The sequence below is a fragment of the Ensifer canadensis genome (assembly GCF_017488845.2).
Classification (GTDB): Bacteria; Pseudomonadota; Alphaproteobacteria; order Rhizobiales; family Rhizobiaceae; genus Ensifer; species Ensifer canadensis.
This window is the reverse complement of sequence record NZ_CP083371.1, coordinates 966,833-984,819: the sequence shown is the minus strand read 5'-3', so window position 1 is coordinate 984,819 and position 17,987 is coordinate 966,833. Positions and strand designations below refer to the sequence as shown.

At 57.5% G+C, this 17,987-nt stretch carries 30 protein-coding genes, 1 tRNA gene, 2 pseudogenes and 1 riboswitch; of the genes and pseudogenes, 22 read left to right on the top strand and 11 right to left on the bottom strand.

Translation table 11 applies throughout. The features are described 5' to 3' along the window. The first annotated feature begins 26 nt into the window (after positions 1–26). The 4 genes from J3R84_RS24295 to J3R84_RS24280 all read left to right on the top strand — a co-directional run bounded on the left by J3R84_RS24295 (position 27) and on the right by J3R84_RS24280 (position 1,612). The gene (locus tag J3R84_RS24295; protein ID WP_164474987.1) at positions 27–179 is read left to right on the top strand and encodes a hypothetical protein; all 153 of its coding nucleotides are present in this window, start codon (positions 27–29) and stop codon (positions 177–179) included. 99 nt (positions 180–278) lie between these two features. Further along, positions 279–527 (top strand): hypothetical protein, encoded by a 249-nt coding sequence (locus tag J3R84_RS24290; protein ID WP_057206290.1) that lies wholly within the window; start codon positions 279–281, stop codon positions 525–527. Between the two features lie 5 nt (positions 528–532). Next, positions 533–856: a hypothetical protein gene (locus J3R84_RS24285; protein WP_063963246.1), complete on the top strand. Its 324-nt coding sequence runs from the start codon at positions 533–535 to the stop codon at positions 854–856. A gap of 12 nt (positions 857–868) precedes the next feature. Further along, entirely contained in the window at positions 869–1,612 is a 744-nt protein-coding gene (locus J3R84_RS24280) for an SOS response-associated peptidase (RefSeq protein ID WP_057206431.1), read from the top strand. 153 nt (positions 1,613–1,765) lie between these two features. Here the strand turns inward: J3R84_RS24280 and J3R84_RS39090 are convergent, their stop codons facing one another. After that, positions 1,766–2,206 (bottom strand): glycoside hydrolase family protein, encoded by a 441-nt coding sequence (locus J3R84_RS39090; protein WP_373688546.1) that lies wholly within the window; start codon positions 2,204–2,206, stop codon positions 1,766–1,768. Between the two features lie 119 nt (positions 2,207–2,325). Between J3R84_RS39090 and J3R84_RS24275 the strand changes: the two genes are divergently transcribed. The 3 genes from J3R84_RS24275 to J3R84_RS24265 all read left to right on the top strand — a co-directional run bounded on the left by J3R84_RS24275 (position 2,326) and on the right by J3R84_RS24265 (position 4,444). Continuing rightward, a complete protein-coding gene (locus tag J3R84_RS24275; RefSeq protein ID WP_146160916.1) occupies positions 2,326–2,586 on the top strand; it encodes a hypothetical protein in 261 nt (86 codons plus the stop codon). A gap of 445 nt (positions 2,587–3,031) precedes the next feature. Then, on the top strand, positions 3,032–3,241 hold the full coding sequence (locus J3R84_RS24270) for a hypothetical protein (protein ID WP_203528763.1): 210 nt from the start codon (positions 3,032–3,034) through the stop codon (positions 3,239–3,241). Positions 3,242–3,781: 540 nt separating this feature from the next. Then, positions 3,782–4,444 carry a hypothetical protein gene (locus tag J3R84_RS24265; RefSeq protein WP_113568984.1) on the top strand — a complete coding sequence of 221 codons (663 nt, stop codon included), beginning with the start codon at positions 3,782–3,784 and terminating at the stop codon, positions 4,442–4,444. Here the strand turns inward: J3R84_RS24265 and J3R84_RS39085 are convergent. Continuing rightward, positions 4,441–4,677 carry a phage tail assembly chaperone gene (locus J3R84_RS39085; RefSeq protein WP_057206283.1) on the bottom strand — a complete coding sequence of 79 codons (237 nt, stop codon included), beginning with the start codon at positions 4,675–4,677 and terminating at the stop codon, positions 4,441–4,443. The two genes, J3R84_RS24265 and J3R84_RS39085, sit on opposite strands and share 4 nt — an antisense overlap. 206 nt (positions 4,678–4,883) lie before the next feature. Here J3R84_RS39085 and J3R84_RS24260 point away from each other — a divergent pair, with 206 nt between their 5' ends. Then, entirely contained in the window at positions 4,884–5,045 is a 162-nt protein-coding gene (locus tag J3R84_RS24260; RefSeq protein WP_107027934.1) for a Thivi_2564 family membrane protein, read from the top strand. A 170-nt stretch (positions 5,046–5,215) separates the two neighbouring features. On the opposite strand, the pseudogene J3R84_RS39080 reads toward J3R84_RS24260, so the two are convergent. The 4 genes and pseudogenes from J3R84_RS39080 to J3R84_RS24240 form a co-directional block, all read right to left on the bottom strand. Beyond that, positions 5,216–5,347 (bottom strand): annotated as a pseudogene (locus J3R84_RS39080) (terminase large subunit domain-containing protein); the annotation flags it as partial. Further along, positions 5,301–5,504 carry a hypothetical protein gene (locus tag J3R84_RS24250; protein WP_057206281.1) on the bottom strand — a complete coding sequence of 68 codons (204 nt, stop codon included), beginning with the start codon at positions 5,502–5,504 and terminating at the stop codon, positions 5,301–5,303. The gene J3R84_RS24250 and the pseudogene J3R84_RS39080, both read right to left, overlap by 47 nt. Positions 5,505–5,566: 62 nt before the next feature. Continuing rightward, positions 5,567–5,731 carry a hypothetical protein gene (locus J3R84_RS24245; protein WP_225906394.1) on the bottom strand — a complete coding sequence of 55 codons (165 nt, stop codon included), beginning with the start codon at positions 5,729–5,731 and terminating at the stop codon, positions 5,567–5,569. A 97-nt stretch (positions 5,732–5,828) separates the two neighbouring features. Further along, positions 5,829–5,909 (bottom strand) — tRNA-Met (locus J3R84_RS24240). Positions 5,910–5,969: 60 nt separating this feature from the next. Here J3R84_RS24240 and J3R84_RS24235 point away from each other — a divergent pair. Then, a complete protein-coding gene (locus J3R84_RS24235) occupies positions 5,970–6,203 on the top strand; it encodes a hypothetical protein (protein ID WP_057225604.1) in 234 nt (77 codons plus the stop codon). 1,203 nt (positions 6,204–7,406) lie between these two features. Here the strand turns inward: J3R84_RS24235 and J3R84_RS24230 are convergent. Continuing rightward, the gene (locus tag J3R84_RS24230; RefSeq protein WP_225906399.1) at positions 7,407–7,862 is read right to left on the bottom strand and encodes a ferritin-like domain-containing protein; all 456 of its coding nucleotides are present in this window, start codon (positions 7,860–7,862) and stop codon (positions 7,407–7,409) included. A gap of 48 nt (positions 7,863–7,910) precedes the next feature. Between J3R84_RS24230 and J3R84_RS24225 the strand changes: the two genes are divergently transcribed. From J3R84_RS24225 to J3R84_RS38535, 3 genes are all read left to right on the top strand, one after another. Beyond that, the gene (locus J3R84_RS24225) at positions 7,911–9,014 is read left to right on the top strand and encodes an IS5 family transposase (protein ID WP_203530187.1); all 1,104 of its coding nucleotides are present in this window, start codon (positions 7,911–7,913) and stop codon (positions 9,012–9,014) included. Next, positions 9,014–9,358 (top strand): hypothetical protein, encoded by a 345-nt coding sequence (locus J3R84_RS24220; protein ID WP_203530188.1) that lies wholly within the window; start codon positions 9,014–9,016, stop codon positions 9,356–9,358. Before J3R84_RS24225 ends, J3R84_RS24220 begins: the two co-directional genes overlap by 1 nt. A 774-nt stretch (positions 9,359–10,132) precedes the next feature. After that, complete coding sequence (locus J3R84_RS38535; RefSeq protein ID WP_255569934.1) at positions 10,133–10,267, top strand: hypothetical protein; 135 nt, start codon at positions 10,133–10,135, stop codon at positions 10,265–10,267. A gap of 177 nt (positions 10,268–10,444) precedes the next feature. Here the strand turns inward: J3R84_RS38535 and J3R84_RS24215 are convergent, their stop codons facing one another. After that, entirely contained in the window at positions 10,445–10,612 is a 168-nt protein-coding gene (locus J3R84_RS24215) for a hypothetical protein (RefSeq protein WP_156585520.1), read from the bottom strand. 63 nt (positions 10,613–10,675) lie between these two features. On the opposite strand from J3R84_RS24215, the gene J3R84_RS24210 reads away from it, so the two are divergent. Beyond that, positions 10,676–10,849, top strand: coding sequence for a hypothetical protein (locus J3R84_RS24210; RefSeq protein ID WP_164474905.1), 174 nt, complete (start codon positions 10,676–10,678; stop codon positions 10,847–10,849). Positions 10,850–11,037: 188 nt separating this feature from the next. Here the strand turns inward: J3R84_RS24210 and J3R84_RS39075 are convergent. Continuing rightward, positions 11,038–11,505: pseudogene (locus J3R84_RS39075) on the bottom strand (DNA cytosine methyltransferase); the annotation flags it as partial. Here J3R84_RS39075 and J3R84_RS24205 point away from each other — a divergent pair. The 5 genes from J3R84_RS24205 to J3R84_RS24185 all read left to right on the top strand — a co-directional run bounded on the left by J3R84_RS24205 (position 11,404) and on the right by J3R84_RS24185 (position 13,009). Then, positions 11,404–11,670: a hypothetical protein gene (locus J3R84_RS24205; RefSeq protein ID WP_057206260.1), complete on the top strand. Its 267-nt coding sequence runs from the start codon at positions 11,404–11,406 to the stop codon at positions 11,668–11,670. The pseudogene J3R84_RS39075 and the gene J3R84_RS24205 sit on opposite strands and share 102 nt — an antisense overlap. A gap of 55 nt (positions 11,671–11,725) precedes the next feature. Continuing rightward, positions 11,726–11,971 carry a hypothetical protein gene (locus tag J3R84_RS24200; RefSeq protein ID WP_038577891.1) on the top strand — a complete coding sequence of 82 codons (246 nt, stop codon included), beginning with the start codon at positions 11,726–11,728 and terminating at the stop codon, positions 11,969–11,971. A gap of 19 nt (positions 11,972–11,990) precedes the next feature. After that, positions 11,991–12,260, top strand: coding sequence for a hypothetical protein (locus J3R84_RS24195; RefSeq protein WP_057215178.1), 270 nt, complete (start codon positions 11,991–11,993; stop codon positions 12,258–12,260). A gap of 54 nt (positions 12,261–12,314) precedes the next feature. Further along, entirely contained in the window at positions 12,315–12,488 is a 174-nt protein-coding gene (locus J3R84_RS24190; protein ID WP_164474929.1) for a hypothetical protein, read from the top strand. A gap of 95 nt (positions 12,489–12,583) precedes the next feature. Next, positions 12,584–13,009, top strand: a complete 426-nt coding sequence (locus J3R84_RS24185; protein WP_203529999.1) for a hypothetical protein — start codon at positions 12,584–12,586, stop codon at positions 13,007–13,009. Between the two features lie 985 nt (positions 13,010–13,994). Here J3R84_RS24185 and J3R84_RS24180 read toward each other — a convergent pair. Beyond that, positions 13,995–14,435: an ATP dependent DNA ligase gene (locus tag J3R84_RS24180; protein WP_057210643.1), complete on the bottom strand. Its 441-nt coding sequence runs from the start codon at positions 14,433–14,435 to the stop codon at positions 13,995–13,997. Positions 14,436–14,667: 232 nt separating this feature from the next. Here J3R84_RS24180 and J3R84_RS24175 point away from each other — a divergent pair, with 232 nt between their 5' ends. Both J3R84_RS24175 and J3R84_RS24170 read left to right on the top strand, forming a co-directional pair. Next, entirely contained in the window at positions 14,668–14,868 is a 201-nt protein-coding gene (locus tag J3R84_RS24175) for a hypothetical protein (protein ID WP_203530000.1), read from the top strand. Between the two features lie 358 nt (positions 14,869–15,226). Next, the gene (locus J3R84_RS24170; RefSeq protein WP_025428903.1) at positions 15,227–15,496 is read left to right on the top strand and encodes a hypothetical protein; all 270 of its coding nucleotides are present in this window, start codon (positions 15,227–15,229) and stop codon (positions 15,494–15,496) included. A 235-nt stretch (positions 15,497–15,731) separates the two neighbouring features. Here J3R84_RS24170 and J3R84_RS24165 read toward each other — a convergent pair whose 3' ends face one another. Beyond that, positions 15,732–16,235, bottom strand: a complete 504-nt coding sequence (locus J3R84_RS24165; RefSeq protein WP_203530001.1) for a hypothetical protein — start codon at positions 16,233–16,235, stop codon at positions 15,732–15,734. Positions 16,236–16,448: 213 nt separating this feature from the next. Further along, positions 16,449–16,580: riboswitch (TPP riboswitch) on the top strand. Positions 16,581–16,802: 222 nt separating this feature from the next. Between J3R84_RS24165 and thiO the strand changes: the two genes are divergently transcribed. Then, on the top strand, positions 16,803–17,798 hold the full coding sequence (gene thiO, locus J3R84_RS24160) for a glycine oxidase ThiO (protein ID WP_203530002.1): 996 nt from the start codon (positions 16,803–16,805) through the stop codon (positions 17,796–17,798). Then, positions 17,788–17,985 (top strand): sulfur carrier protein ThiS, encoded by a 198-nt coding sequence (gene thiS / locus J3R84_RS24155; RefSeq protein WP_057210634.1) that lies wholly within the window; start codon positions 17,788–17,790, stop codon positions 17,983–17,985. The genes thiO and thiS overlap by 11 nt, the downstream gene beginning before the upstream one ends. The last annotated feature ends 2 nt before the right edge of the window (positions 17,986–17,987 follow it).

Sequence of the window (17,987 nt, the reverse complement as noted above, 5' to 3'; positions counted from 1 at the left end):
AACATCACAGCGGGAAAGCAGGCAGCATGAGTGACGAAATCGGCGCCACAAAGAGAGTAGAAAGCGGCCTGGTCGAGCACCTTTGCGAGCATTCCGGCTGCACGAAGTGGCGCGCATTCGGCTATGTCCACGGCAGTGTAGCGCCCAATCGGTATTACTTCGAACACCGGATTGAATAGCCACCGGCCAAGAAGTTCTAATTTCACCGGCGATGCGGCCGCCAACCTAAAACCTACAAGACGAACGCTCCGGGAAGGCCCCCCGGACAAGGAGAAACCATGTCCGCCGCTCAGCAAACCACCCAGACCGACGATGTCGATCAGACGCCTGACGAACTCGCCGCGGCCCTCGCATGGCACAATGGCGATGCCGAGGCCACCATCCGGACCCTATTGGCCGACTGCAGGCATTTGCGCGAACAGCTCGCACTGGCCGAAATTTCGATGAGCTTGGGCTTTACGCGCGGGTGGCGCCCGAGCCGCGATCCGGCCGCCGCAGTTATAGAAAGCGCAAGCGCTTCAGGCTGACGACCATGCCGGAACAGAATGGCTTAACCCGTCGGCAGCGCATGCATACCCTGACAAAGGCCGAGGAGACCGGCCAGATCGTCAGGATCGACTGCATGTATTGCCGCATCACGCATCGCTACCGCTGTCGCGATCTCCTGCAGCTTTGCGGTGATGTGCCGATTGACGAGATCGCTCCGCACTTTCGCTGCGAGAAATGCAATCACAAGGATTATTTACGGGCAGTTTTCGAGTTGCCACGGGGAGCCGACACTGGGAAGCTCCGCATCCGGAAGCTGGTCAGGATCAAGACGGTTCGCAAGCCAGTATGGAAAGACGACTTTTTCTGAGGGGCAATGACGATGTGCAATCTCTACAATTTGACCACGAACCAGCAGGCGATCCGCGATTTCGTATCGGTCACGCATGACCTGGTCGGCAACCTCGAGCCGTCCGTTGACATCTACCCCGATCGCTTCGCGCCGATCATTCGCAACAACCAGGATCGCCGCGAACTGGCGATGGTGCGCTGGGGTATGCCGTCCTCAAGCCAGGCGCTTTTCGAGGGCGCGAAGAAGCGCGCCGACAAGCTCCGCGCCAAAGGGAAAGAGGTCGACTTCGAGGAACTGGTGAAGATGGAGCCCGATGGCGGGACCACCAATGTTCGCAACACATCCAGTAAGCACTGGAAGCGTTGGCTGGGAGTGGAAAACCGCTGCGTCGTCCCCGTAACCCGCTTTGCCGAACCGGATCCAGCAAGCAAGGTCGAGGGCGGCCGCACACCAAACGCGTGGTTCGCAAGCACTGCCGACGACCCATTGATGTTCTTCGCCGGCATCTGGGTAAAGGATTGGACCAGCGTTCGCAAGATCAAGGAAGGGCTCGTCACGCTGGACCTGTACGCATTCCTGACGACGGAACCGAATGGTGTCGTTGCGCCAATCCATCAAAAGGCGATGCCGGTGCTTCTGACGACGAAGAACGAGGTCGCGACATGGCTTGCGGCTCCGTGGGAAGAAGCGCGCGCACTGCAGCGCGCCCTACCCGACGACAAGCTGAAGATCGTACAGGTGGCAGACATGCAAGCGCTTGCCAATGCAGGTTGACACCTTTCCTTGTCCACTATGAAGGTCTGGAAACCATAAACCCACCGCAGCCGACAGGAGGGACGGAGGCCAACAAGGAGCTGCCGCGACCAGCCAACTCGCATCGGGCGATGTAGGATCCTGCATGCAGCGGCGGACAGCACAACCTAGGACTTAAGTCCGATCCATGCAGACAAAGGTCCTAGTTGCATTGCCGAATCTAAATGGTCCTGCCATTGCTGGTTGAGCGCCAACCGCACCATTGGCGCTAATGATCCCAGAGCGACGCCCCAGCCCCAAGCAACGCAGCGCTCTGGGATCACCTGGCCCGGGGCACCCTACCCCGAAATCTCGCAGAAGATCCGCCGTGAGACCGTGATCGCCCTCCGCAAGTGCATTTCGCGCTCGATGAATGCCAACACCAAGATGTTCGAGCTTAGCGTCGGTTCGCTCCTCTAACTTGGGCAGATCGGCGCGCAGGATCTCTTCGGACTTTGCCTCGGTGATCACCATGTTCGGCGTCATCGCAGGCGCGCCGGGCGCGCTTGTATGGCCGTAGCCAGTGGTCCAGATCCCGCCTACGTCTCGAAGGCTTTCGTCTTCAGGCCTTCCCACTGCTTGACGAGCGCAAGGCCCGCCGCGTTGATGCGTCGTGTCATGGTGCTAACCTCTTTTATTTTCAGGGAAACATGCGATAGTTGATAGGCGGCAAGGCCAGGTCAGGAGAGACCGTTATGGACCTTGAAAGGATCGGCAGATCCCGATTGAAAATGCGGCTCCCAGTGCTGCGAGCGATGATCGAAGCGCAACGGAGCCCGGCCTTTCGTGCGTTATGTGAAGAATACGCACTCGCCGCCATGGCCCGAGATGACTTGATCGTTGCGCTCCGTCATGACCACGTCGATCTCGACGGTTTGAACGCCGTCCTCGCTGAAATCGAAAGAGATGTCGATCGACTGCTGCGAACATCTAACGTAAGGCAGATCTGGAAATAGCATATGGACCTTGAGAAAATCGGCCGCTCTCGATTGAAGATCAAATTACCAGAGCGCCGGCAGCAATTGTCGGAGGTCCGAAGCCCTGCTTTGCGAGAACTGTGCCGAGCATATGCGAAAGCGGCGATGTTCCGTGATCGACTACGCCGACATCCGGCGCCGATAGCACGCTCCTGAACGAATATGAGGCAATCTGCGACGAGATCGAAAAGGATGTGGATCGGTTACTTCGCATTGTCACAACAAGAATGGCCGCACGTCAGCACAGCCGCGCCGGCGGACACGTTCTTGTCCATGGTGCTTTTCCTCTTTGTTAAATGGCATGGCCGATCATCACCGCAGCGGCATGAAACCGTTGGAGCGGGCAGATGGGCTATGATTGGGATAGCGCGCGCGCCGAATGAAGGTTTGCGCGATACGGTGCTGCTGTCGTTCGCAGCGTGCAATGCCGACCTTCTTTGTCCTCGGCGGCCACGTCGCCGCAGACACCTTCGATAGAGACGTAGAAATTGCGGGCGGTGGATCCGCGACAACGATCAGGAAGTGGCCGACGACTTTCGAACGGCTGTTAAAGTTGAAACACGATGAAGTCACCGCATACGCCTGTGTGCGGGGCGTCGTCTACGAAGACGGCACCAAAGAAGAGTTTAAGTAGGCGACTCGACTCTTCGACAAGTTGTGACATGATCCCCTAAGGAACTGGGGGAAAAATCTTGCATATCCACATTACGAAGCGGCTCGCTGCGGCCGCTGCGATGGCGCTCGCGTTGGCGAGTTGTACGACCACACAAGCAGACTTTCGCAAGGATCCAGCGCGCGTGAGCAAAGCGGCTCTCTGTCGAACCTTCATCACCAACACCGACCTGAATTTTTCACAAGATCTCACCTATGAACTAGTGCGACGTGGCATTAGCCCCATCGAGTGCAACCAAATGGTTCAGCAACAAAATCAGGCGGCCGCAGCACTCGTCGCGGTGGCGATTGTTGGGACCGCTGTGGCGGTCTGTGCGAACAACGACTGTGGTGGAGGCGGATACACGCCCTACTATAGGGGCAACTGCCAGTATAGCTGGCAATACGATGCCGCGGGGAACAAGTGCGGTAGGCGAAGCGCCTATTCTCGCCCAGGCGGATATTAGAAACTCGACATTAGTCAACGCGCATGTTTCACTTTGATGGAAGGTGACGCACACGAATGGAGGCTGGCATTTTCTGGTTGGTCTTATTGGTCGCAGCAGGTGCTGCTGTTTATCTATTTCAGAAGTCGAGACCTTCTATAGCTCACAAAAAACCGCAGCCTATTCTGCAGGAGTGGGGCGCCTCCGAGAAGGGAAACCCGACGCAGATTTACCACGGCAAAGACGTGACCGTGTTCGAGTCCGATGGTGGATGGAAATTCACCATCGGTGACCCGAACGATCGACGCGAACCGTATTTTTCCGAACCGTATGAGACTGTCGACATAGCGAAGACTGAAGCTCTACGGCACATTAACCGTCTACCCTCGCTACACCAATCGTTACCTGAGCAGCGGCGTGAAAAGCGCCGCCAAAAAGAAGAGGAGCAGCGCGAGGAGTTTGTTTCCAATGAACCGGAAATCATCGCCGCATTGGCGGCTTCCGCTGACGCGGCGGCCAACGTCACCGAACTCCGGAAAATTGAACGCAAAGCCGAAACCCAGCTTCGACACGTTGACCGTGTTGTGGGTTCTATCGCCATCTATGGCTCCGACGAGGCAATTGAGAAGGCGTTGATTGTCCAGAAGGAAGCGCGTGAGTTGTTGGAAAATATCCGCATGCGCGTCGCCGAACTGAAAGAGAAACCCAGGAATAACAAGGCGGGGCCGTCCGCCAGTTAGTTTGCAGTCTCTCTTGCTCTGATGGCCTCAGTCTCCCTCTCGATCTCAGCGCAGAGCTTTGCGTCCATCGCCTTGAGGATCGCCAGCTCCTCGCGAGAGACCATATTTCCCGTGGTTTGGCACCAAGCCATGAACTCAAGGTTCGAAACCGGTACTGGCCCAGAGAGCCCCGGCGGCTGCGACTGCCGGAGTTTCCAGAACCATTCCCAAATGAAGGCACCGTAGTCCGGCACGGCGGCTTCGGGGTTCTCTGTCTCGTGGGCCTCGTTCCGTCCGCGTCTGGTCTCCCATCCTTGTCGCGAACGCTGTCATCCCGAGCGACGACATTGAGCGACCGCCTCGGCTAGTGGGTTCTCCATATTTAGTTCTTCCTTTTTGAGAGCTTGGGCATATTTATGCCTTCATTGCAGAGAGGCTCTTTTCTCAAGGATCTGGGCTCATGACCGCCGCTATCAGCATCCTCTTCACAGTCCTTTTCGTCGCCGTAGTGCTCTATCTCGTCCAGAAGCTTCCGATTGATTCGACGATGAAGCAGATGGCTCAGATCGTCATTCTGATCATCGGCGTGGTTTCGCTGCTCAACTCTCTGGGCGTCATCTGATCGGCATCCAGGCAAGGACTCGAGCTACACAACCAACGCGCCCGGCCAAACCGGTACGAGGAACGGCCAGAGCAGCCCCTCGATCGTGCGCAACAGGTCTTGCGAGTGCGAGCACCCTCCTCGATGTCTGTCGACGACGACGTGGCGTATTCGACAGATCGCATCGGCAACTGCTTGGCGCTGAAATGCGTTAGCTCGTCGAAGCAGGTCAGTGGTATCTGCGAGCCCTGCCAGTTCAGAACCGTCTTGTCGTGCTCAAGGTGAGCGAGCGATACCGAGGCGCCAGCCGGGAAGTTCCACTGCTGAAGTCGGGCACACCACCGAACCAAGCCAACACGCGGCGATGCCGAGGCCCTGAAGCGAGTTCCTGGTGACGCTGGCGCCGTACCGGACGACGGCGAGTGCGAAGGATGCGACAATCGCCGCGACCGCCGCGAAGATGTCGGCGATCACCAACAAGCGGTGGAATCCCTAATAGTGTGCGAAGTGCAGGCGCATGCTGGTTCCTTTCCGCTGGGGGATTACTCGGCGGGCGTGAAGTTGAGGTAATAAGACTTGCCCGGCTCGTACTGGTTTGCAGCGTCTGGATTGTCGACGTTCATCCGATGCTCACCCCAAGGGGTCGCCTTCGTAAAGCGCCCGTCCTCGGACTGGATGTCTTCGGAATAGACGGAGTGAAGGAACACAGTTGTGCCTTCCTTGCCGCTACACATGAATTTTGCGCGTACTCGTGCCGTCGTCGGCCTTCTCCTTCGTTATACTGGATACCGCCGGGCACGGATCTGGTTGCGGCGACAGGGTTCGAACCTGCGACACACTCCAGCTTATGAGGCTGGCGAGCTACCGGGCTGCTCTACGCCGACGTATGGAAATCGCTGGTTGAACGGTTAGAGTGCAAATCTGCACAACAGTTCGGGGTTTCCAATGACTGATTCAAAACCGATGATTTTAGACCAGGTCTTGGCCGATTTGATCGGTGACGAAATTGCTAACCGTCATGCAAACGAACTTCGCGCCGTGCTCTCAACTGGTAACGAGATCACTATGCACGGGAAGTTCACCATCGGTCGGGACTTCATCATTTACAGAACTGCGAAGGATGCTAACGGCAGATGGGCGATGACGCCCTTTTCGCACATCGTGCAGTTGATTATTTGACGCGCCCGCAAGCAAGAACGTGGTACACTTCCCACGTTGCCATGCGGCGACAGGACACTTCAAACCCGCCCGTACCGCACGGACCGCGACGCCTCGATTAAGGCGCTTGCGCGTCTCCTTGCCAGAAATACTCGACCTGACACGGCGACGAATGCTGAACCTGCATTCACAGCGCTCCAACTATGGAGGAAAGCGCCATGTCAAATCGTCTTGTTTTCTCTCTGTTCGTCGTCTCGATGAGCATCCTGCTGGTCTGGGCATTTAGACCTGCTACGCCAATGTTCACAGGGTCGTCGCAGACAATTCAGTCTGATACCCAAACTCAGTGACGCAAATGAAGGCGATCACCCAACCGAAGAGACTGCGGTCAGTGGGTGGTCGCGTTCTGCCACGAATTTCTCACATTCTGAGCCTGAAATGAGTGATGAACAAATCCGGCCTCATCTTCATCGTGCTGCTGTGCATCCTCGTTGGGATCGTACTTAGCCTCATGGCGTTCAAAGAGGATTTCGGATCAGAGACAGCCCCGACACCACCAATCACCCGCTGAACTGGAAACAGTCGAGCCGCCATATTCCATAGGCGGCAATCATCGGGTGTCCGCTCCTTAGCGCTTGTCGTAACTGTTGAGGCTATGCCTCGAAAATCTGATAGTTCGCGCAGACACTTCGAGATATTTCATCCTCGGTCGCCCATTCGGCATCGGAATCGTTGAGTAGCGTTAGAAACCCGCTTTTGCCCTCGATTTCTTCTGGCGATCGATAACCCTGCTCGCACTCCTCGCAGTGTCCGTAGACATCTCCGGTTTCGCTCTCGCGAAAGAGAAAGAGCCGGCCGTTATGACAGCTCGGGCATTTGCCTGCGTGAAATTGCATCATGACGCCTCGTGCTCACTCACGTCGCCGGCGCGGAAAAAGGCGACCGAAGCCGCTAATTTCATTGGTGCCCCACCAGCTTGTTTACCGTCTGGCGGGGGCCGGAGCTATAGTCGCTCCGACTCTTGCTCTATTGCCGACTAAGCGGCTATCTGATTGCAGACCCGGGAATTGATCCCGGTTCTTCGCACGCGGCTTACCATTTGCCCTGCCTGCGGAAATTGTTACCGGATTCATCCACCTCTCCGGCGGGAGGAAAAGGTCTCGCCACTACCAATGGCGCTGAATATGAAATGGAAAAAGGGCGGTCAGTGCCGCCCTTGTTTTGCTATGCAGCCTTGGAACGCGCCGAGGTCTTGTTAATCGATGTGACCGCCAAGTTGGTGAGCTTGTTGTTCGTCGCTTTCTCCTGGTCGAGGATCTCGCTAAGAAGCTTGTGCGCCTCATCATGGCCGAGGTCCTTGGCCCATTCACGAAGCGAGCCATAGCGGGCGATCTCGTAGTGCTCGACAGCTTGGCAAGCGGCCAGAAGTCCCGCGTCCAGCGCGGTCCCTTCCGCCTCTTTCATCAAACCGTCGGCCTCCTTGATGAGACCCTCGATGGCGTCGCATTTTTCGCCGGATGCCGTCTTGCCGATTGACTTGAAGACCTGCTCCAACTTCTTGATCTGCTCTTTCGTTTCCGAAAGATGCTCCTCGGCCGCCTTCTTGAGATCCGCGTTATTCGCGGCCTTTGCGACCTTTGGAAGCGCCCTAGCAGGCTGTTGAAAAAGGCCCTGGCGCATAGGCTCTGGTCGTGATTCACTCGCTTTATTGCGATTTGGAGCTGATGGATGCGCGGCGGCGATGTGAGGACAGGCGAACTCTTCAGCTATGTTGATCTGGAGGATCGTGTTCGAAAAGATCATCCTCTACGGGCTATCCGGCAGATCGTGAACGAAGCGCTCGTTTCACTGGAACGAGATTTGGCAGCACTTTATTCACCGATCGGGCGGCCGTCGATCGCGCCTGAGAAGCTTCTGCGCGCCATGCTTTTGCAAGCCTTCTATTCGATCCGCTCTGAGCGGCTTTTGATGGAGCGGCTGGAATACGACCTTCTGTTCCGCTGGTTCGTTGGCCTTGGCATTGACGATCCAGCTTGGGACCATTCGGTGTTTTCGAAGAACCGCGACCGGTTGCTGGAAGGCGACATCGCCGCGAAGTTCCTGGTCGCAATCCTTTCGCAGCCCAAAGTAAAGCGGTTGCTGTCAACGGACCACTTCTCTGTCGATGGCACGCTGATCGAAGCTTGGGCGTCGATCAAGAGCTTCAAGCCGAAGGACGGCCCCAGGGGCGATCATGGCGAACCACTGTCGGATGCGGGCGGTCGGAATAAGGAAGCAGACTTCCATGGCGAGAGACGCTCCAACGAGACGCATGCTTCAACGACCGACCCGGATGCGAAGCTTTATAGGAAGGGAAAAGGCAAGGAGGCCAAGCTGTGCTTCATGGGGCATGGGCTGATGGAAAATCGCCATGGCCTGCTGGTCGATGCCTATCTGACAGAGGCCAGCGGGTATGCCGAACGGGTCGCGGCGTTGCACATGATCGGGCCCTTCACTGAGCAGACACAAGCGATCACGCTGGGTGCCGACAAGGCCTATGACACAAAGGACTTCGTAAAAGATCTGCGGTCGATGAAGGTCACGCCCCATGTGGCGCAAAACATCAATGGTCGCCGCTCGGCCATTGATGGACGCACGACGCGCCATTCCGGCTATCGGGTCAGCTTGCGCATCCGCAAGCGCATCGAGGAGGCGTTCGGCTGGATCAAAACCGTCGCCGGGCAGGGTAAGACGAAGTTCCGTGGACGCGACCGCGTCGGATGGGCCTTCACCTTCGCGGCCGCCGCCTATGATCTGGTGCGGCTGCCGAAGCTCATGACGGAGACAGGCTGATGGCGAGAGTTTCTCCCTTCGCCAAGGCCTTCGCCGGTCGTTGGCGCATCGTCGAGATGGACAACTGGGACAACGACGTCCTCGATCTCGTCGAAGAGGCGCATCTGACATTCCAGGGCACGGCCGACGGCGAAATCGCGTTCGTCGCGCTCAAGGGCTTTCTCGATGTCCGCTACGGCGCACGCGACGGATCAGCCTGTGCGGAGTTCTCATGGGAGGGACAAGACGAGAGCGACCCGGTCTGTGGTCGCGGATGGGCAGCTCTCCGCTCCGCCGGACGACTTGTCGGGCACTTCTACGTCCACAACGGAGACGATTCAGGCTTCGTCTGCGAACGCGACTGACTTCTTCAACGGCCTGCTAGTGATGGCGTTCTCAGCGAAATAAACATCCTGCAGCGTATGTTCGAAAATATCAGCCAGCGATTTCATCAATTCTCTCCTTGGCAAATGAATGCAGGGGAGAAAGCTTCCTGCGGCGGAATCGTTCCAGTTCGTGTGTCTAAAATACCGAACACGCGGACGACGGGCCGCAAGGGGTCCGCACGAATATCAAGGAAACGGAAGAGCTCGTCTTTATGCAAGAAAAAAGGCCGGGGCGAAACCGCACCGACCTTCCTCATCATCGCTTACCAACCAGTGCCAGTACATCCGTGGTCAAAAGTCTAAAGCGACGAGGCATTTGCGAGCGGCGAAACTTTCAGCGCTCATAACCAATGCCGATGGCGGGTATATAGGGGGCCAATGTGTTCCAAACAAGTTCGTAACCATTTCGGGGTGTCAGGTACCGTTGAACCGTGGAAATACGACACCTGCCGTATGTCACTGGTTCGTCCATAGTCCTAGGCCAAGACTCCCGCATCCTTGGCGGGTGGTTCGAACCTAGAAGACTACCAATGAAGTTCATTATCGCCGGGGTGGCATCGCTCGCGGCGAGAAAGCAACCTACCAGATCGAACTGGCAGCTGGCCTCCAACGAAGCCGCGGCGTTACCTCCGAGGATAACTCAAGTGGACAGAATAGAAGCGGAAGACCACGTACAGCAAGTGAATGGGAAAGGGCGTCGGCCGCCCTGAGGATCTGTCTTCGAATTATTGCGCAGAATCTGACGCGCAAGCCGTGAGACCTGCGGTCAAACTCGACCTCAGCGTCGGCCTCGGCCGCCCTTACCTTGAGGATATCCATGATATCGATCGCAAGAGGGCGACCATCGACGGCTTTGATGCCAGCGACACCAGGCATCGCCTCGAGTAAAGCGACCAGCGCCCTTGCAACGGGGCAGCGCATACCCGGCGAAAAGGCGGGCGTCACGGCTCCCCTCGCCGTAGGGCGGTTGGTGATGACGGCGTCCGAAATCGCCCAAGACCCATAAGGCTTCAGGAAGTCGAAAATCTCGTCATGCTGGCGACCGTAGGGCTATGTCAGACGTGTTCACCACGCGGCTTGCTCTGCCAGAACATCGGCCATGGGGTGGTTTCCTGCCGCCGGAAAACGTCGAGACCATCCACCAGGGAAGCGCTCGAGAAGCTCGGTGCCCCATGGTTCCGTCTGGTAGAGATCGTTCTCGACCCGGTTGTAGTTGGATGCAACTACCGTCACGCTTCGTCTCCCTCGCGGAACAAAAACGGCGCGGGATTAGTTGGCCTCCGAAAGGAGTCCACCATGAGCACGATACCTACGGAACCGATCCCAAAGCCCCCTCCAGAGCTGCCGCCAGGCCTGCCGCCGGACCTGCCTCAGCCACCGATTGAGGAACCCGAGCCTGACGTCCTTCCCGACGAGATTCCCAACCCGAATCCGGATGAAAATGACAAGCCGCCAAAGCACCTGAAATAGCATCGTCATGCAGCCGCCCTCGCCTTGAAGATGCTGCTGACGGCGTCGAGCATGGCGATGTCCCGCATCTTGTTTTCTATCTCAGCGTCGGGGCGCGGGAACTTGGAGCGCGAGCCTGGTCATCCAACCAGTGAACTTCTGGCGCTTTTGTGCTTCGGCCTATTCAATGAGTTCGGCGTAGGTGATTTTCATGCGGCGCCCTTCTGCACTGCCAGGTACAGCGCAATGCGCGGGGACGAGCGCGCACGCGACCGGGGGCGACACGGAGTTGCCGACGCAGGACACCTGCACGGATTTGGAAAACAAGCGCCAGACCGACCCCAAGCCTGATAGTCATGAGCACCGGCGAGGACGCAATCCGGTGGGAAGGCCCCTCCCGCGGCGTCAGCATCCGCATGGCGATATCGACGATGACGAAGGTAGCGCCCGAGACCTCGACCGTGACGAACTCGCGATCGTCCCGAAAGCCCGTGTGCCCGCATGAAATTGGCGACCTCGCGAGCCCGCTCAGCCTACCGTAGCGTGAACGGCGGCGCAGTGACGGTCGCCTCGACATGACCATCACGGTCCTTCGTGATGGTTCGCGTCGGTTCCGTTTCCGACTGGCAGTCACCCGTGCCGTAGTGGGCCTGCATGTACGGCGTCACCGTCTGGGCGTCGACGAGCTTCGTGAGGTTTACCTGCTGGCCGTCTTCCTGCTTGCTCAAGCAAATTGGGTCAACAGGACCGATGACGACATGTGGCGCGACGTGCTCGACGAGGCCTATCGGCGCGGCTGGACTGACAGGCGCGTTAAGATCGAAGGCGAGTCGTTAAATTAGCGAAGCCTTGCAGAAAGAAATGACCGCCCTAACATCTTCTGCAGGAGGAAACGCCATGCCGAAAATCGCCGGGCCTAGACATCCGAAATCTCACCCCGATCGTGACCTGCAATGTCAGGAGGCGATCACTGATGAATTCCAGTTTTTGATCGAAAGGATCGAGGCAGCAGGATGGTCGCCCGAAGAGGCCTCATCAGCGTTGATCGAACTGGCCGAAAACCACTATCTCTCGATCAATGCTGAGGCAGAAATGTTTGAGCTTGGCGCCGGCGTCGTGCTGATAGCCCCAAAGCCGCATTGATTGGGTGGAGGCTATCAAAATGCCCGGCACCACATGGCGAAAAGGCGACATGCCGGAGGATGGATCCGTAATCTTTGTCCGCGTCGTGCGCCCCTATCGGTTCAAAATCTACAAATCGAATAGCGAGGAATTTCGACACGGCAAGAAGGGTCGATGGCAGCAAATGAATGAGTTTGGTGGTTGGGATAATTGCGAGCCACCTACCGGCTTCGAATGGTCTATTGAGCTCCGCGATTCAGCGCTCCCCTTTTTGAGTTATGCGGAGAGCCTCCCCAAATCTGGTCGTTGACTCTCTGCCCTAATGAGAACATTTGTAGAACAGCTTACTCAGAAGGCATTGAGCATGAGCGACGAGGTTGGCGCTACCAAGAGAGCGGAAAGCAGCCTGGCCGAGCATCTGTGCGAACCTCCCTGCTGCATGAAGTGGGGCGGCTTCGGCTATGCCCACGGACGGTCGGCGCCAAACTGGTATTGCTTCGAACACAAGATCGAATGGCCACCGGCCAAGCGATCCTGACCCCCGGCGCTAGGTGGGCGCCAATCTCAGACATGCGGCACAACTCGCCCCGATCGACGATCGGGCACTGAAGAATGCTATCTGGAGTTCAGCAAGTGACGGACCACGCCAAGCTATCCTCATTCGTCGCCATCCATCTGGCGGTGATAGACCAATCGACCAAACGCCGCTTCGCAGGAACAGGCGTTTCGCGCCGCCGCGAACAAGACAGCGCCCGCTCAATTGCTGAGGAACTCGTCAGGCATATCCGCATCAACCACCGTATCGAGCGCGCCGGGACTGCGGTCGACGATGCCGAAGTTGTCGCGCTCGTCGAGGCCGAGCTTTGGAAGCTGCCCGAGGCAGTGGCGAAAGACCTCGTCGCCATTGACGCCAACAGGAAAGAGTTCGCCCGTACAGCCATCGTCAATGCGCTGGTCGAAGCATTGACCCGGAGCTACGAATTCACGTTCCTTCAACCCGAGTATCGGGGCATGGGGCCGTCGATCTACAAGGCGCCCAATGTTGGCCCACGTCGATAGCGCCTGCAAGGCTTGTCTGGGGGAGGAACAATCCTCTGAGAGACGCGTTTTTTGCGGACATGCCACGTGCTGTCGAACTCTCGAGCCCCTCCCGCAGGGGCCCATTTTTTTCTCGAAGATCGGCCAGCTCGCGCCGCGCTTTGAACGACGGATGACGGAGCTTCCCGTCGCTGCTCCATGACGGGTCCCCCTTTAACCGTTTGCAGAACGACACCTTTCTAGCAGCATGGTGGCAACACGTTCCCGACGAGGTGTGCCAGCGTGGTTTTGTCGAGAGCCGAGTAAAGGAGAAATTAGGGCTGCCCTGCTCGATGCGGCAAATATGATCCGGACGTTGCGGATTATCCTGGATGGGAAGGAATGAAGCTTCCCATGTTTGAACAAGAGTCCCCTCCGCCTGAGCTAGTTCGAAAAGGCTAAGGGCAAATCGCTCCGTTTTGAAGTAACTTTAGCAGCTTCTAAAATTGGAGAGGATCCCGCAATGCCGAACTATATCGCATGCGCCCTAGTTATCCTCACATACTTTTCGTGCACCGCCTCCTATGCTCAGACGACCTTCCAGGTCCCAGGACACCCATTTCGCTCGACTGTGAATTGTGTTCGCGAGGCGCCAATTGGCAAGTTCGACCGAAAGTGCGACATTCCACTAACCGGCTGGCGCTGCGCCGAAGGTCTGTGGCTGCCGATTGTCCAGAGCGGCCTCTAGGTCGCTAGAGGTCCCAGGGCGCACGCCCCTGCCCCAAGCAAAGCAGCGCTCCGGGATCACCTCGATCGGCACGGCCTGGCGCGACGGTTCGGCACAACTCTGTCGATCGTGGCACCTGGTCGACGCATGCGTTGTAAGCAGTGCAGCAACAACAACGGTAACGTGATCCGGGTGCAAAACACCGACGGTGATTGTCGACCGCAGCGATGGAACATTGTTGTCGCACCCGAGTTATAAGAGCGCCCCAACGTATCAGCTCCAAGGCCCCTCTTCCCCGGTCTATTTTTTGAGCTCGAAGACATCCACGTTCTCGGCCAGCTCGCGCAGGCCTTCGAACGATGGATGCCGTAACTTCCCTTCGCTGGTGATCTCGGTATAGGTGATCTCGGCGACAAATGCCGGCTCACAGAAAACCGCGTTCTTGCGCTTGAGCGCGACCGGCGGCATGTCCGACAATTGCTTGCGAAGGTCGCGGGCCATTTTGTCCGTAAAGCCTGTTCCGACCCCGCATACATAGACCAGCTCGTTGCCTCGCCTCGCCGTAAGCAGCAACCGCGAAATCGCGCCGGCCACCTTCGTCGATGGCTCACATCCGACGACTACAAAGCCGTCGCTCTGGATGCACTTCAGCTTTACCCAATCGCCGCAGGCACCTTGGTCGAGAACCGTGGGCGGGTACTTTAGCCAGAGCCATAAGGCACGCACGCCGAACAGATTCACGATACATTAGCAATCGGAACAATGCCCTACCGCACGCGTTTTTAAATGCATAAGCGTTGGTGTATTGTGGAGGCAACCCAATGTGGGCTCCGGACGGTCTGGCTACTCTCCAACCCAAAGACCGTCTGGATCTCCCTCCACGATTCCAGTGTAATCCCCCCAGCAACGGCGCATACTCTATGCGGGGCAAACGTCGGCCCTGTTCTCCCCTGGGCTGGCTGGGATTAGGGCTATGGGTAAAGCGGTTCGATCTCGCACAGGGATTGTAACGCCTGACGACTTCAAGCAGATCGAATGTGTCTTCCGGGAAATGGTTCAGGAAAGGCACCTCGCCTTTGATAGCGATGAAGCCGTTACGCTCGCGGCGCACCTGATCAGCCTTTTTCAAAGCGGCATCCACGACCACGATGCGCTCAAACAAATAGCTGGTTAATTGGGAGGGTGGCTGCCTGACCCGGCGGGACAACTGGAAAAGAGCGGCCTTCTTTTAGGGCTCTGCGGGAAGACCGCTAGCAATCTCAGCAACGACTAAATATCGAACTAAATCTGATGATTGGCGAGAACAATTCGCATTTAAGGAAAGGAGCGGCTAAGGAGTCGTCTCGTTTCCGCTGTCGTCCCCGCGGCGCCTTTTATAAGCGCCGCTTCTCTGTGGGCTCTGAGCCGGATTCCCCGCTACCAGCAGCAGTTCGACGCACGCAAATCTCAACTTTTGCTCACTTGGAGCCAATTAAAGATTTCGCTATCTTTCTCTCTTCGGTGAAGGCGGTAGCTCAAGAAGGGAGGTCTAAATGGCTATTCACTTTGACCAGTCAGGTTTTGAACTCGCACCCGAACAGCTCGATACACTTCAAAGGATATTCGATCGCATTTGCTTCGAAACGAGGATCCCGCGCCAAGACATCCGCGCTGGCCGCCTCGCAAAATTCCTGATGGATGAATTTAGGTTCGGCAATACGGATGAGTTGGCGTTAACAGAGTGCGGTCGCTGGTTCTGTAGGCGGGCGAGCCCAACACGTCGAATTCAGAGCGAACAGCAACCGACCAGTATGCTGCACTAGGCGATGTGTTGCTCAACACCGCAGAGTGACGCGCTGCCCCACTCTCGGCCCTCGACTGGGATCACACTACGCCAAGCATACTCCGGTCGGCGTGGCCGCGCAACGGCCACGCCGTCATCGAGATGCCCCAGAGACAGCTGAAAATATTCCGGATCCGAGGCCCGATCTGATATGCATGTGCTCGTTAATTCAGCGCCGGCGTCGGTCCCCAGACCTCGCGATCGAATCGGCACGTTCATGTCCCAGCTGCGAGCAGCAGGCGGCGTGACTTATCGAGACCAAACATGTCGCCATAGCGATCGAGCGCGACCATGACGGAGGTGAAGTTGCTTGCATTGACCGCCCTTTCGCGGCCGAGCGAATTTTCTGCACAGATATGGCGCCATTCGGATTTCCTTTTTACTGGGTGCTGGCCATTTTCCGACCGGGCTTGCACCGTGAACCACTCAAAACGGGGGACTCTCATGGATGCAGGACGGCGCCCTACCGAGGAGAAATGGTCGAACTGCATGAGCACGTTGATCGCCGTGGCTCTCATCGCCTCGGGCGCGCCCGCGCAGGCGGACACGACGGTGTGCTTGGGAAATGTGTGTACTGTCACTTCCAGGGACGGCACCAACCATGAAAGGTCTCTGAGCGACATCAATGAAGAAGCGAGAAAGGAATCGCTTGAGAACATTCGAGACATTGATTGTAGTGTGGCAGACGATGCCTCCACTTGCCTGAGAGCAAAACTCACGCTGCAGCGCCTTTTCTACTAAACGCATGCTCCTTGATGCCTTCCCGCCGCTAAACGAGTGCGAGGCCCGCCGCATTGATGCGCCGGCTCATGTTGCTCCTCTCAGCGCGATACGCGTTGAGATGTGCTCTAAGGCATGCGGATGACTTTCTAGCCCCGTTGGGAATGAACTAACAACGCTTGACAAAGCACGGCATTGGCCGTTCAACTCGGTTCATTCACCAGGGGAGTCCCGACAAGGGGCTGAGATATTGCTGGGCGGATCGGCTCCTTCGACCGCAGCGCAATGACCCGTTGAACCTGATCCAGTTCATGCTGGCGTAGGGACGGTGGGAACGACGGCAGTTGCGACAGCTCCTTTGCGATCGCGTGGACGTGTCTCTATCTTTCCAGCGCCAAGATCTGGGTCTCCAAACGTCAAGGTTGGAGCCGACCAATGGTTTTTTCAGATGTCGTACACGAGCCAAACCGCGGACATAGACGGCAACATCGACGCCCGTTAGCGGTGCGGCGCATGGATGAATGGCCCTACAGCTCCGGCCAGGTAACAGCTCGAACGGCTGCCAAATGAGGCGGGTGCTGATCAACGGAGCAGGTGTCGTCGGCCTTGTCACCGCATACGAACTGGCGCGACGCGGCATTGAGGTCTACGTCTTCGAACGTTCAAAACGGATTGGCGCCGGCGCATCCTGGTTTGCCGGCGGCATGCTGGCGCCCTGGTGTGAGCGCGAAAGTGCCGACGAGAAAGTCGAACGCGTCGGCGCGACAGCCATCGAGTGGTGGAAGACGGCGCTGCCCGATGAGGTCGTGCAAGAGGGGACACTTGTCGTCGCCGCCGCGCGCGATACACGCGAGCTCGATCGCTTCGCGGCGCGAACCAAAGGGCACAGACGGCTTGATGCAGACCAGATAGCCGAACTGGAACCAGATCTCGCCGGCCGTTTCTCTCGTGCACTCTACTTCCCGAGGGAAGCGCATCTCGATCCGAGAGAGGCGCTGTCTTCACTCCATGACACATTAATCGCCATGGGGGTGCGTTTTCATTTCGGCCAGGCGACCGATGCCACCGTCGATCGCCGTGTCGATTCGCATATTGACTGCACAGGCCCTGCCAGGCTCCCGGATGACGCGGCACTGCGGGGCGTGCGTGGCGAGATGCTCTATCTGCGCACCGGCGACATTCAACTGTCGCGTCCAGTGCGCTTCCTGCATCCTCGACACCCCGTCTATGTCGTTCCACGCCGCCAGGGCGTCTTCATGGTCGGGGCAACAATGATAGAGAGCGAATTGTCCGGTCCTATCACTGCACGGTCGCTGATGGAGCTCTTAAACGCAGCCTACGCCCTGCACCCGGCCTTCGGCGAAGCGCAGATCACCGAAACCGGAACTGGCATTCGCCCCGCCTACCCCGACAATCTGCCAAGGATCACGAAAAGCGGTTCGATCTATTCCGTGAACGGTATGTATCGGCATGGTTTCCTGCTCTCGCCGGCTCTTGCGCACGACGTTGCCGAACTTCTGCTCAACCCGGACCACAGATCGGAGTTCTATGATGAACCTTAACGTCAATGGCGAAGAGCACGAGGTCGCCTGCTCGACGCTCGCCGAACTGATGGCTGCACTCGACTACGAAGGAAGCTGGCTGGCGACCGCTGTCAACGGCGAACTCGTTCACGCGGCCGACCGCGATCGATGGCGCTTACGCGATCATGATCGCATCGAAATTCTCTCGCCGATGAAAGGTGGCTGACC

What these genes read in the sequence shown, in the direction of transcription:
- J3R84_RS24280 (WP_057206431.1), top strand. Translation starts at nt 869, where the DNA reads ATGTGCAATCTCTACAATTTGACCACGAACCAGCAGGCGATCCGCGAT.
- J3R84_RS24200 (WP_038577891.1), top strand. Translation starts at nt 11,726, where the DNA reads ATGCCGAAAATCGCCGGGCCTAGACATCCGAAATCTCACCCCGATCGT.
- J3R84_RS24235 (WP_057225604.1), top strand. Translation starts at nt 5,970, where the DNA reads ATGACTGATTCAAAACCGATGATTTTAGACCAGGTCTTGGCCGATTTG.
- J3R84_RS24275 (WP_146160916.1), top strand. Translation starts at nt 2,326, where the DNA reads ATGGACCTTGAAAGGATCGGCAGATCCCGATTGAAAATGCGGCTCCCA.
- J3R84_RS24190 (WP_164474929.1), top strand. Translation starts at nt 12,315, where the DNA reads ATGAGCGACGAGGTTGGCGCTACCAAGAGAGCGGAAAGCAGCCTGGCC.
- J3R84_RS24295 (WP_164474987.1), top strand. Translation starts at nt 27, where the DNA reads ATGAGTGACGAAATCGGCGCCACAAAGAGAGTAGAAAGCGGCCTGGTC.
- J3R84_RS24290 (WP_057206290.1), top strand. Translation starts at nt 279, where the DNA reads ATGTCCGCCGCTCAGCAAACCACCCAGACCGACGATGTCGATCAGACG.
- J3R84_RS24195 (WP_057215178.1), top strand. Translation starts at nt 11,991, where the DNA reads ATGCCCGGCACCACATGGCGAAAAGGCGACATGCCGGAGGATGGATCC.
- J3R84_RS24230 (WP_225906399.1), bottom strand. Translation starts at nt 7,862, where the DNA reads ATGCGCCAGGGCCTTTTTCAACAGCCTGCTAGGGCGCTTCCAAAGGTC.
- J3R84_RS24210 (WP_164474905.1), top strand. Translation starts at nt 10,676, where the DNA reads ATGAGCACGATACCTACGGAACCGATCCCAAAGCCCCCTCCAGAGCTG.
- thiO (WP_203530002.1), top strand. Translation starts at nt 16,803, where the DNA reads ATGAGGCGGGTGCTGATCAACGGAGCAGGTGTCGTCGGCCTTGTCACC.
- thiS (WP_057210634.1), top strand. Translation starts at nt 17,788, where the DNA reads ATGAACCTTAACGTCAATGGCGAAGAGCACGAGGTCGCCTGCTCGACG.
- J3R84_RS24285 (WP_063963246.1), top strand. Translation starts at nt 533, where the DNA reads ATGCCGGAACAGAATGGCTTAACCCGTCGGCAGCGCATGCATACCCTG.
- J3R84_RS24265 (WP_113568984.1), top strand. Translation starts at nt 3,782, where the DNA reads ATGGAGGCTGGCATTTTCTGGTTGGTCTTATTGGTCGCAGCAGGTGCT.
- J3R84_RS24270 (WP_203528763.1), top strand. Translation starts at nt 3,032, where the DNA reads ATGCCGACCTTCTTTGTCCTCGGCGGCCACGTCGCCGCAGACACCTTC.
- J3R84_RS24170 (WP_025428903.1), top strand. Translation starts at nt 15,227, where the DNA reads ATGGCTATTCACTTTGACCAGTCAGGTTTTGAACTCGCACCCGAACAG.
- J3R84_RS24220 (WP_203530188.1), top strand. Translation starts at nt 9,014, where the DNA reads ATGGCGAGAGTTTCTCCCTTCGCCAAGGCCTTCGCCGGTCGTTGGCGC.
- J3R84_RS24175 (WP_203530000.1), top strand. Translation starts at nt 14,668, where the DNA reads ATGGGTAAAGCGGTTCGATCTCGCACAGGGATTGTAACGCCTGACGAC.
- J3R84_RS24205 (WP_057206260.1), top strand. Translation starts at nt 11,404, where the DNA reads ATGACCATCACGGTCCTTCGTGATGGTTCGCGTCGGTTCCGTTTCCGA.
- J3R84_RS24225 (WP_203530187.1), top strand. Translation starts at nt 7,911, where the DNA reads ATGCGCGGCGGCGATGTGAGGACAGGCGAACTCTTCAGCTATGTTGAT.
- J3R84_RS24260 (WP_107027934.1), top strand. Translation starts at nt 4,884, where the DNA reads ATGACCGCCGCTATCAGCATCCTCTTCACAGTCCTTTTCGTCGCCGTA.